General features: G+C 50.9%; 11 protein-coding genes. 4 read left to right on the top strand and 7 right to left on the bottom strand.

Translation table 11 applies throughout. The annotated features are described in order from the left end of the window. Nucleotides 1-444: 444 nt before the first annotated feature. Nucleotides 445-1122: a uracil-DNA glycosylase gene (locus JOD24_RS03390; protein ID WP_380167513.1), complete on the bottom strand. Its 678-nt coding sequence runs from the start codon at nucleotides 1120-1122 to the stop codon at nucleotides 445-447. A gap of 343 nt (nucleotides 1123-1465) precedes the next feature. Next, a complete protein-coding gene (gene gltC / locus JOD24_RS03395; RefSeq protein ID WP_380167511.1) occupies nucleotides 1466-2371 on the bottom strand; it encodes a glutamate biosynthesis transcriptional regulator GltC in 906 nt (301 codons plus the stop codon). A 138-nt stretch (nucleotides 2372-2509) separates the two neighbouring features. Here gltC and JOD24_RS03400 point away from each other — a divergent pair, with 138 nt between their 5' ends. Both JOD24_RS03400 and JOD24_RS03405 read left to right on the top strand, forming a co-directional pair. Then, nucleotides 2510-2866 carry an HD domain-containing protein gene (locus JOD24_RS03400; protein ID WP_429246334.1) on the top strand — a complete coding sequence of 119 codons (357 nt, stop codon included), beginning with the start codon at nucleotides 2510-2512 and terminating at the stop codon, nucleotides 2864-2866. A gap of 12 nt (nucleotides 2867-2878) precedes the next feature. Next, nucleotides 2879-3163 (top strand): HD domain-containing protein, encoded by a 285-nt coding sequence (locus JOD24_RS03405; RefSeq protein WP_429246335.1) that lies wholly within the window; start codon nucleotides 2879-2881, stop codon nucleotides 3161-3163. A gap of 60 nt (nucleotides 3164-3223) precedes the next feature. On the opposite strand, the gene JOD24_RS03410 is transcribed toward JOD24_RS03405, so the two are convergent. The 4 genes from JOD24_RS03410 to JOD24_RS03425 all read right to left on the bottom strand — a co-directional run bounded on the left by JOD24_RS03410 (nucleotide 3224) and on the right by JOD24_RS03425 (nucleotide 4760). Further along, a complete protein-coding gene (locus JOD24_RS03410; protein WP_380167507.1) occupies nucleotides 3224-3418 on the bottom strand; it encodes a DUF3885 domain-containing protein in 195 nt (64 codons plus the stop codon). Nucleotides 3419-3674: 256 nt separating this feature from the next. After that, on the bottom strand, nucleotides 3675-3836 hold the full coding sequence (locus tag JOD24_RS03415; protein WP_429246336.1) for a DUF3885 domain-containing protein: 162 nt from the start codon (nucleotides 3834-3836) through the stop codon (nucleotides 3675-3677). Between the two features lie 264 nt (nucleotides 3837-4100). Then, entirely contained in the window at nucleotides 4101-4286 is a 186-nt protein-coding gene (locus tag JOD24_RS03420) for a DUF3885 domain-containing protein (RefSeq protein WP_429246337.1), read from the bottom strand. Between the two features lie 138 nt (nucleotides 4287-4424). Continuing rightward, entirely contained in the window at nucleotides 4425-4760 is a 336-nt protein-coding gene (locus tag JOD24_RS03425; RefSeq protein WP_380167505.1) for a YolD-like family protein, read from the bottom strand. Between the two features lie 180 nt (nucleotides 4761-4940). On the opposite strand from JOD24_RS03425, the gene JOD24_RS03430 reads away from it, so the two are divergent. Beyond that, complete coding sequence (locus JOD24_RS03430; protein ID WP_380167503.1) at nucleotides 4941-6005, top strand: SDR family oxidoreductase; 1065 nt, start codon at nucleotides 4941-4943, stop codon at nucleotides 6003-6005. Nucleotides 6006-6234: 229 nt separating this feature from the next. Then, nucleotides 6235-9894: a dynamin family protein gene (locus tag JOD24_RS03435; protein WP_429246338.1), complete on the top strand. Its 3660-nt coding sequence runs from the start codon at nucleotides 6235-6237 to the stop codon at nucleotides 9892-9894. A 52-nt stretch (nucleotides 9895-9946) separates the two neighbouring features. Here the strand turns inward: JOD24_RS03435 and JOD24_RS03440 are convergent. Beyond that, nucleotides 9947-10080: IS3 family transposase (locus tag JOD24_RS03440; protein ID WP_429246345.1), on the bottom strand; the 134-nt coding region annotated here is incomplete at its 5' end.

The following is a 10080-nucleotide window of genomic DNA, read 5'->3' on the forward strand; positions in this document are numbered from 1 at the left end:
GTAAAGAGCCTTTGCGCTCTTTGCAAGAGATCGCAGCCGCCCCACCCTCCCGACCTGATTTCCTACCCAAAATATGGATAATCAACACGCCTGATAAAAAGAACACACTCCCTTCCGTTCAAGGACGAAAGGGAGTGTGTTCTTCCGCGGTACCACCTTGGTTGACAGTTGTGCCCACCTCATGCGACTGCAACAAAACAGTCGTTGCCCGGAAATAACGGTCAGGGGGACCGTTTCGGCTTGTCGCCGCCCGCATCGAGAGGTGGGTTCAGACCGGCTTTCCGACAGAACCTCTCAGCCAGTGGGTTCTGCTCTCTGGGCGATCAGCCGGTCGTACTGGCCTCCGTCATCGCGTTTTACAGATCATCCAGTTCAATTTGTATCATTATGACATCGGAGTGATAGATCTGTCAAATCGAGTATCGGCAGGGCTTCCCACTTGGTTTAAATATCCGGGATGCGCCAGTCAATCGCTTCCAGTCCCGCCTCCTCCAAGGACCGGTTGATGGCGGAGAAGGGGCGACTGCCGAAGAATCCCCGTTTGGCAGACAAAGGGGAAGGATGGGCCGATTCGATGATGGCATGTCGGCTGGTATCGATCCATTTTTTCTTCTTTTTAGCGTGATTTCCCCATAACACGAAGACGACTCGCTCGGATTTCTCATTCACCTTGCGGATCACAGCATCGGTAAAGGTTTCCCATCCTTTGTTTTTATGGGAATTGGGTTCATGTGCCCGCACGGTCAAGACGGTGTTCAGCATTAAGACTCCCTGGCGAGCCCAGGGGACCAGATGCCCATGGTTGGGGGCAGGGTGACCTAGATCTTCTTGCAACTCTTTGAACATATTTTTTAGCGAAGGGGGCAGTGATACCCCAGGGCGTACGGAAAAGGAGAGTCCGTGGGCTTGGCCGTCGTTGTGATAGGGGTCCTGTCCAAGTAACAGTACCTTCACCTGATCATAGGGTGTCCACGCCAAGGCGGAGAACAGATCCTCCTCTGGTGGATAGATCGAATGTTGTTTTCGCTCATTCTCCAAAAACGACTTCAATTCCAGTAGATAGGGCTGTTTCAACTCTTCCGCCAACACTTGCTGCCAATCTTGAGGCAATACAAAGGCCATTTTTTACCCTCCGATCCGAAAAATGATTAGTTCATGGGAGAATCATCTCTCCTGCTCTATTAAATCATAGGAAGAGGATGGGCACCTCATCTTTTTCATGGACGGAGGAAACCTATCATAGAAACCCTGCCTTCACTTATGGCGAGAACGGGTGGCGGCTCTGGGCATGCATTTTCACTAGATTCCTAGTGCCGCTTTAAGCAACCTTGATCTTGCTTTTCAAGGAGGTGGGGAACAGGATCATGAGGCGGCGGAGAGCCTTTGCGCTCTTTGCAAGAAATCGGAGCCGCCTCACATCCTGTTTCCTTCTGAGAGTTCCCACACAATGATCGCTGAGGGGGTACTAGCTCCGAAAGCGGTCCAGATTGGCGAAAAAATCTTGTAAAAATTGGTAAAATAACTTTTCCGAAGGGGGAAGCTCACGGTTTTTGGGAATGATGATCCCCACGGTGCGTGTCAATTCCGGCTCGCTGATGGGGATCTTCACGGTGGTACGGGGGATGCTTTCCTGCAGGGTGATCTCAGGCAACAGGGTGACCCCGAGTCCAGCGGCGACCAGTCCCTTGATGGCATCGATATCTTCCCCTTCAAAGGAGATATCGGGGGTAAAGCCCATCTGTTGACAAGCATTCACCACCAGCCGGTTCAACACAAATCCTGAGGGAAACAGGACGAAGGACTGATTTCGCAGTTGATCCAGACGCAGGAGAGGTTGATCGGACAGTTCGTGGCCGATGGGGAGCAGGGCGACCAGTTTTTCTGAGAAAAAGACCTCGCCTGCAAACTCTTTCTCATCGGTGGGGACCGGCGCCACCATGGCTAACTCTACTTCGCCACGGAGGAGGTCATGGATCAATTGGCGGGAGGAGCCCTGCCGCAGATGAAATCCGATATGAGGGTATTTGGCCCGGAAGGCGGAGATGACTCGAGGCAGGATATGGGAGGCCATGCTACTGGGGAAACCAAGTCGGATCGTTCCTCGTTCTGGATCGAGAAACTCCTTGATTTCCACCTGAGCCTTTTCGATAGCCAAGAGGGCCTTTTCTGCATTCTCCTGGAAAATCCGTCCGATCGGGGTCAGCCGCACGTTTCTCCCTTCCCGAAGCAATAGTTGAACTCCCAATTCCGCTTCCAGATTGGCGATTTGCCGGCTCACTGCCGATTGGGCCACATGCAGGGCATTGGCCGCTTCGGTGACGTGTTCCCGTTTGGCCACCTCGATGAAGTATTGAATCTGCCTGAGCTCCATCTGTTTCACCTCCGCTTCCATTCATATCAATTCGAGAATAGTATTGATATAAAAAAGACAGGGTTGGTATGTATCGATGCTTTAAAAGTAACAGAACGGGGAATGATGCGCAACTATCAAGAGAGTGAGGTCGGATCCATGGATCAAGAGATTGAAAAGACCATCCATTATGTCAAAAGAGAACTGATGGGTCAGGATGGCAGCCACGATTGGTTTCACGTGGAGCGTGTTTGGATGAATTCCATCCGGATCGGCAGGAAGGAAGGGGGCGATATGGATGTGATTCAGCTCGCCGCATTATTGCATGATATCGCCGATTGGAAGTATTACGGTGGAAACGAGCAAACAGGTTCGGAAAAGGCACGGAGTTGGTTGGAGCGACTTCAGGTGGATTTAACTGTTATCGATCACGTCTGTGAAATCATTCGGGATTTATCCTATAAGGGAGCTGGCACTCCCACCGTCATGAATACAAAAGAAGGAATGATTGTGTAAGATGCCGACCGCTTGGACGCCATCGGCGCCGTGGGGATTGCACGTGCTTTTGCCTACGGCGGGTATAAACAACAGGAGCTTTACAATCCCGGGATATTGCCCAAACTGCATCGATCTTTTGAAGAGTACAAGCAAAGCCAAACAACCACCATCAATCACTTTTATGAAAAGCTCCTTTTGTTGAAGGAGCGGATGAATACAGCCACAGCCAGGGTCATGGCAGAAGAGAGGCATGAATTCATGATTTATTTTCTGAAAACCTTTCAACGGGAGTGTGATCTAGATTACCCGCAATAGATTTTGAATCATATTTTTCTCCAGGGCTCGCTCTTGGGACCGACTTCCGCACCATCGCATCTATTTGAAAACCTTCTCAATTGTCGCCAGATCATAGCCCAAGATCCAACCATGGTAGCGATCAAACGAATGGCGAATGGATTCTGTGGAAGTGGCGATTATATCACAGCCTCGGTCGTCATAGATGTGGAAAATGGTGTTCTTGGAGGTATTCACAAAGAAAATATCGTGATGGATCAAGGGTTTGATCCCCATATCATAAACTTCGGCAGAATGATCTGATGCTTTAACCGATACAGAACCTCTTTTCGGTTGACATAGTGATTAAATCAGGCGTGTTGATTAGCCATATTTTAGGCAGAAAATAAGGTCGGGATGGTGGATGGTGAAGAGCCTTTGCGCTCTTTGCAAGAGATCGGAGCCGTCCCACCATCCCCGTCCCCTCAAAGCGATATTTTATGATGGAGGCAATGGGGAGAGCGAAAGGGCCGTTTCGTTCCCATCATCCACTTTATGGTTCATCAACAGCCCTGTGATTAAATATTTTCAATTTTCTCCGGTTCAAGAGATTTTTTTCATTGGCATGGCGGACGTTGGCGACCAGTATCAAATCGTCCGCTTCTGGGTGCAATTCCCTGAAGAGAGTGATCGCCCGATGATATACACGTTTCATCAGGGCTGTTGATTAACCAGAAAATGGGTAGCGGAAGGGAGTCGTGTGCTGCCAAAGCGACCTTTGCCATCCTACCCAGCGGAGAATCTGAAGGGAGGGCGTTTAGGGGCAACATCTTCCCTGTGTTACTTCCGTAAGGCTTTGCCCCTGCCCGATCGGAAGATTTGGAGCGGCCAGTTTTCACTTCCTTGCCGGATGGCAACGGTCGCGTGGGTGAACACGATCTCCCTACCCAAAATATGGCTAATCAACAGCCCTGACGTTTCATATATTCTTCAGTTCTTCTTCGAGGTCTCCCAACTCAAATCGGATGCCGATCTTCCAGTTATAGAAAAGAGGTGGTCGCAAAGGTAGTGAAGGAAAGTGGGTGTTCAGGTAGTTTTTCAGTAGCATTATTTCAACTCCATGTCGGTTAGGTATGGTACCGTCCCACCATCCCCGTCCCTTCATTTTTGTTCTCCTTTCCACGCTGAAAAGTCTGCCACCGAATGTTGGAGCTTTTTAACAGGTTTGAAAGTGTCAGGTCGTGAACACCTGTTATTTCTCCGCCGACGCCGGTTCTCCTCCAGCTTCTTTTTCATATGAAGGTCAAACCTCTTCCGCATCCAGAATGAGGGGGAAGGGGATGAGTTGGCGCTCTTCGTCATTGCCGAGGAGAATCCACCTTTCGATAGGATTGATTTTAAGCACGGTTCCGCCGGTTCTCCGGGGTCCGTATTTGCTGGCATAGGTGATCCGGACCGGCTCCCGGTCCAGGAAGGAACGCTCAATAGTGCGCCCGATCGCTTCCAAAGCATCGGGATCTAGCTCAGGAGGGCGATATTCTTCCTGTCGGCGCCGTTCTTGCCACAAGTGGTGTTCATGCTCAGGAAGGATCATCCGGTGTCCTTCCCATAGTTTGTTGCCACGTTGCAAAGGGTTCACTCTTCCATCACCTCTTGGCATCATCATACACGAACGTACATTCGATTATGATCTACAAATGTTGGAAAAAGGGTTGCATAATATACCGAAATATCAAAATATATTGCATTAAAGCGCTTACAGTATTAAGATTTCCAGAAGGGAGCCTATCTTTTAACTCGTGCAAAGGAGGAATGGTTCATGAGCAGTCAATATATGATGACAGGCTACCCAGGGTTTATTGCCGGGCGTCTGTTCCGTGCCCTGGCTGAGAGGGATCCTGCTGCTTCCTTTGTCTTTCTCGTTCATCCGAGTCAGTTGGAGAAGGCGCGGGAGTTGACGAAAAGGGAGGAGCGGGTTCGTCTCCTGGTGGGGGACATCACCCAGGAAGATCTGGGGTTGTCGGTGGAAGAATTGCCTATACTGAGGGAGAGCATCACTCACTTCTTTCATTTGGCAGCGATTTATGACCTGGCGGTTCCCAAAGATTTGGCCTATACAGTCAATGTGACGGGGACGGAGCAGGTTAACCGGTTTGTTGGCACTCTGAACCACTTGAAACGGTATATCTATTTCAGCACGGCGTATGTTTCCGGCGATCGAACTGGAATCGTCAAAGAGGATGAGTTGGACTGTGGACAGGGCTTTAAAAATCACTACGAGGCGACGAAATTTGAAGCGGAAAAGCGGGTGGCCGCTCTGCAGGAGGTTCCCTATACGATCATCCGCCCTGGGGTAGTGGTAGGTGATTCCCAAACGGGGGAGACGGTCAAGTTTGACGGACCGTATTTTGTGATGCGTTTTCTGGATGGGATGAGGAATCTGCCCGTTCCCTATGTGGGAAAAGGGGACAATCCATTCAACATCGTTCCCGTGGACTATATCTTGAAAGCGACGGTTTACCTGGCTCATGCGGAAAAAGCTACCCATCGGACTTTCCACCTGACGGATCCTTCTCCCTATACTGCCCGAGAGGTGTACCGCATGATCTGTGAAGAACTGCGTGGAAAGACCCCCTCTTACACCATTCCCGGAAAGATGGCAGATGGGTTGATGTCTATTCCATTAGTCCGAAAATTTTTTAATGTGGAGAAGGAATCCATCTCCTATATGTCTGAACAGTCTGAGTATGATTGCAGCCAGGCGGTTTCCGTGTTGGCTGAGGGAGGGATCCATTGTCCCGACCTCTCTTCTTACTTGCCCAACCTGATCCGTTATTACAAAGAACACCGGGAGGATTCGGATAAAAAAATTGCGATTCGCTGAAGAAAATCCCTGATTTTTTCCGAAACGGACTCAAAATTCTTCTATACTACGAATAATGATATAGGAAACGGATTTCCTTTCAGTCTTTGGTCTGGTCTTTACTTATCCCCGTACCGACAGGTGCGGGGCTTTTTTGCAGAAGGAGCCGATTTACTTTCCTGCTCCCTCTGGTTTAACATGAGAGTATTCTTGATTCATCATCATGAACAAAGAGGGGAAACGGGAAAAGGTGTCTGAAACTATCGCTACATCCGGGATGACGGATCAACTGGCAGAGATGTATCACCTGATGAAAGAAAAAGAAGACTCCCTGTACCCCGAGCAAATTCGGGATTTGCTCCGAAAAAGCCGGGATCGGGAGTTTGTGATTGCTTTTTGCGGTCATTTTTCGGCTGGAAAATCGACGTTGCTCAACGGATTGTACGGGAAAAATCTGTTGCCCACCAGTCCGATTCCCACTAGTGCCAACGTGGTGAAAGTCCAGGCGGGGGAGAACCGTGTGGTTCTGACCCTCCACTCAGGAGAGCGGCGTCTGCTCCAGGGCGAGGATACCGATGAGGATTTGCAACGGTTGTGCAAACGAGGCGACGAGGTGATCGCACTCGATATTTATCGGATGGATTCTCCGCTGCCTGAAGGAGTTGCTCTCTTGGACACACCGGGGGTGGATTCCACCGACGATGCCCATCAGGCGGTTACGGAGTCAGCCCTTCACTTGGCGGATGTAATCTTTTATGTGATGGATTACAACCATGTGCAATCAGAAGTCAACCTCCGATTCATCAAGGAACTGAATGAACGGGGGAAACGGATCTGGCTGGTGATCAATCAGGTGGATAAGCACCAGGAAGAGGAACTCTCCTTTGACTACTACCGGAAACGGGTGGAGGAGACCTTTGCAAACTGGGGTTTGAAACCGGAGGGAATCCTATACACTTCCCTAAAGCAACCGAGTCATCCCTTGAACCAGTTGCCTGTTCTAAAGAAGAAACTTCAGGAGCTGATCGGGGAGCGGGAGAGGCTGGCAGAGGAGAGCATCCACCGAGAGGCAGCTCACTTGATGAGGGAACATCTGTCGGACCTGAAGGAGCGGAATCAAGCCACCATTCAGGAGCAGATAGATCGCTGGGGAGGCGAAATCCCGTCCTTGGAAGAGCTAGAGGGTAAACTGGAGCTGAATCGGGAAGAGAGGCAACGGCTGCTTCGAGAGCGGGACGGGATGGAGACGGAGTTTCTCAAAGGTTTGGAAGAAATTCTTGCTAATGCGTATCTGATGCCTTATGAAAACCGGGAGCTGGCACAACTTTATTTGGAAACTGTACTGACCCGGTTCCGGGTGGGCTGGATTTTCTCGGGAGGAAAGACGGCGAAGGAGAAAGAACGTCGTTTTCGCACCTTTTATGACAAACTGAAACAGACGGTGGATACCCAGTTGGACGTTCATATCAAACAGTATTTGATCCGTTATTTAAAGGCGAAGGGGGTGTACACGGAGGAAAGAGGGGAAGCTGTCTACGCGTTGGAGAGCCCCTTGGAGCTGAATGGGTTGAGGGAGACGGTCCGGGAAGGGGCTGGACTCACCGGGGATTATCTGCTCAAGTACACTGGGGACTTGGCCGAGCGGATCAAACGGGAGGCACGACAGCAAGCAAAAGAATATTTTGATTCGATGTCTACGCTGCTATTGGAACGGATTCAGGAGGAATTAGCCGAGGTAGAGGCAGAAGAGACCCGATTGCGGAGGTTGTGGGAGTCCGCTGTGGAGATCGGTCAAATCTTGCAGGAAGAGCAACTCCATTCCCGACAGTTGCAGCAAGTCCTGGCAGGTGAGCAGGAACCAGAAGTGGACAAAGTGGCGATAGATGCCCTCTTGCGCGAGGAGGAACCGATCCTCTCCTCAGATCCCCTGCTCCAAAATCTCGACTTTGACAACCCTGCTTCGGTGGAACTGGAGACGCTAAACTCGGGTTCGACTCTCTCTGCCCGAGATCATACAGAAGAGGCGCTTCGCCACATCTGTGAAGCGGAGACGGAGATATCCGCTGTGCGGGCGTTGGCTCCGATCCGACGGGAACTGGAGGAGAAGCGGAAGCGGGTGGAGAACCGGCGCTTCACGGTGGCCTTGTTTGGAGCTTTCAGTGCGGGAAAATCCTCCTTTGCCAATGCCTTGATGGGGGAGAACGTCCTCCCGGTTTCTCCTCATCCAACCACGGCTGCCATCAATCGAATCACGGCTCCGGATTCAGATCATGCCCATGGAGAAGTCGTGATCCGATTCAAGAGAGAGACGGATTTGTTGGAGGAACTGAAACAGGCTTGGAGTCGGTTCGGCAAGGAAGTCTCCTCCTTGGCAGAGGCAGTGAAGGCGACCCGGGAGTGGAGGTCTCTGCCGGAACCGGAGGATCCTGGGCAGAAGACAGTTCTGCCATTTCTGCGGGCCGTGGCTCAGGGATACGAGGAGGTGTCCGGGGATCTGGGGAACACCCGTCGCATGTCTCTGGAGGATTTTGGCCAGTACGTGGCGATGGAATCCCGCTCCTGTTTTGTCGAGTTGGCAGAACTATATTTTGACTGCCCTCTCACCCGCCAGGGAATCACCCTGGTGGATACGCCGGGGGCGGACTCCATCCATGCCCGTCATACAGAGACTGCCTTCCGCTATATCAAGGAGGCGGATGCGGTTTTGTTCGTCACTTATTACAATCATGCTTTTTCCCGGGCGGACCGTGAGTTCCTCATCCAACTGGGACGGGTGAAAGATGCCTTTGCCATGGATAAAATGTTCTTTGTCATGAATGCTGCTGATCTGGCTGCCTCCAGGGAAGAGATGGAGGATGTGATCGCTTATCTCCGGGAGCAATTGCTGGGATATGGGATTCGTCATCCCCGCCTATTTGCGGTTTCCAGTCTATTGGCCACACAAGGGGGAGAGCGGGGACCATCGCCAGCAGGTTCTGGGATGGATGCCTTTGAACAGGCCTTTGCACAGTTTCTGAATGTGGATCTGATGTCGGTTTCTCTCCACGGGATGACATCGGATCTAAAACGGGCCCAGGCGATCCTGAAAAGATTGTCGGAGGATGCCCGGCAGGGGAATGAGGAGAAAAGAGAACGAAGGGTTGCCTATGTCAAAGAGCGACAACAGGTGCTTCAGATCCTGTCTGAGTTGGATCCCCGTACCGATGCACATGTGCTGGGGCGGGAGATTGAAGAGCTTCTGTACTATGTGAGACAGCGTCTTTTTCTCCGCTACCAGGATGTCTTTGTCGAGATTTTTCACCCTTCCGTGTTGAGTGAGGGGAGCCGGATCAAAGAAAGAATTCGCAGTTGCATGCGGGAGATTATAGAATTCCTGCGCTACGAATTGTTGCAGGAATTGCGGGCCACTTCACTCCGGGTGGATCGTTGGATAGGGCGAAGGCTGGAAGAACATGCGGGATCCATGGGTGACGCTTATCGGAAGCTGAACGAAAGTCTGCCGCCAGGACCGAATACCTTTCCCTCCGTCGATTCCCCCAGGTGGAGAGAGCCTTTTCCAGAGCTGGATGTGGATTCCTTCAAAAAAGCAGCAACCGTTTTTAAAAACAGTCGGGATTTCCTTGAAAATAACGGAAGAGCGCGGATGCGGGAACGGATGAAACCGGAGTTGGAAAAAGCGGTGGATGCCTATCTAGAGGAAGAGAAGTTGCGCTGGATCGAGTATTATGGGCAAGAGTGGCGGGAAGCCGTGGATCGATTGAAACAGAAGATGGGTGAAGACGTACAATCCTATTACGACCCTCTCTTGGAGGTGCTATCAGAACAGATAGATCCCGCCAGTTACGACCGAGTTTTACAGCGGTTGGAGGGAATGGTCAGGGGATTGGAACAGATTCTTCCGGATTCATAAAGCATGCCAAAGTGGTCTTGACCCCGTCAAGTAGACAATGAAAAAAGAACGGTTATGCGGCGACTTTTTCCCGATGCTCAACAGGGGAAAAGTCGCCCAATTTTTTCTGGAAACGCTCTTGGTTGTAGAAGGTGATGTATTCCTCGACGGCTTGGTAGGCTTCCTCAAAAGTCTTTGGTTGCGTGA

The organism is Kroppenstedtia sanguinis (assembly GCF_050433445.1).
Taxonomy (GTDB): Bacteria; Bacillota; Bacilli; order Thermoactinomycetales; family DSM-45169; genus Kroppenstedtia; species Kroppenstedtia sanguinis.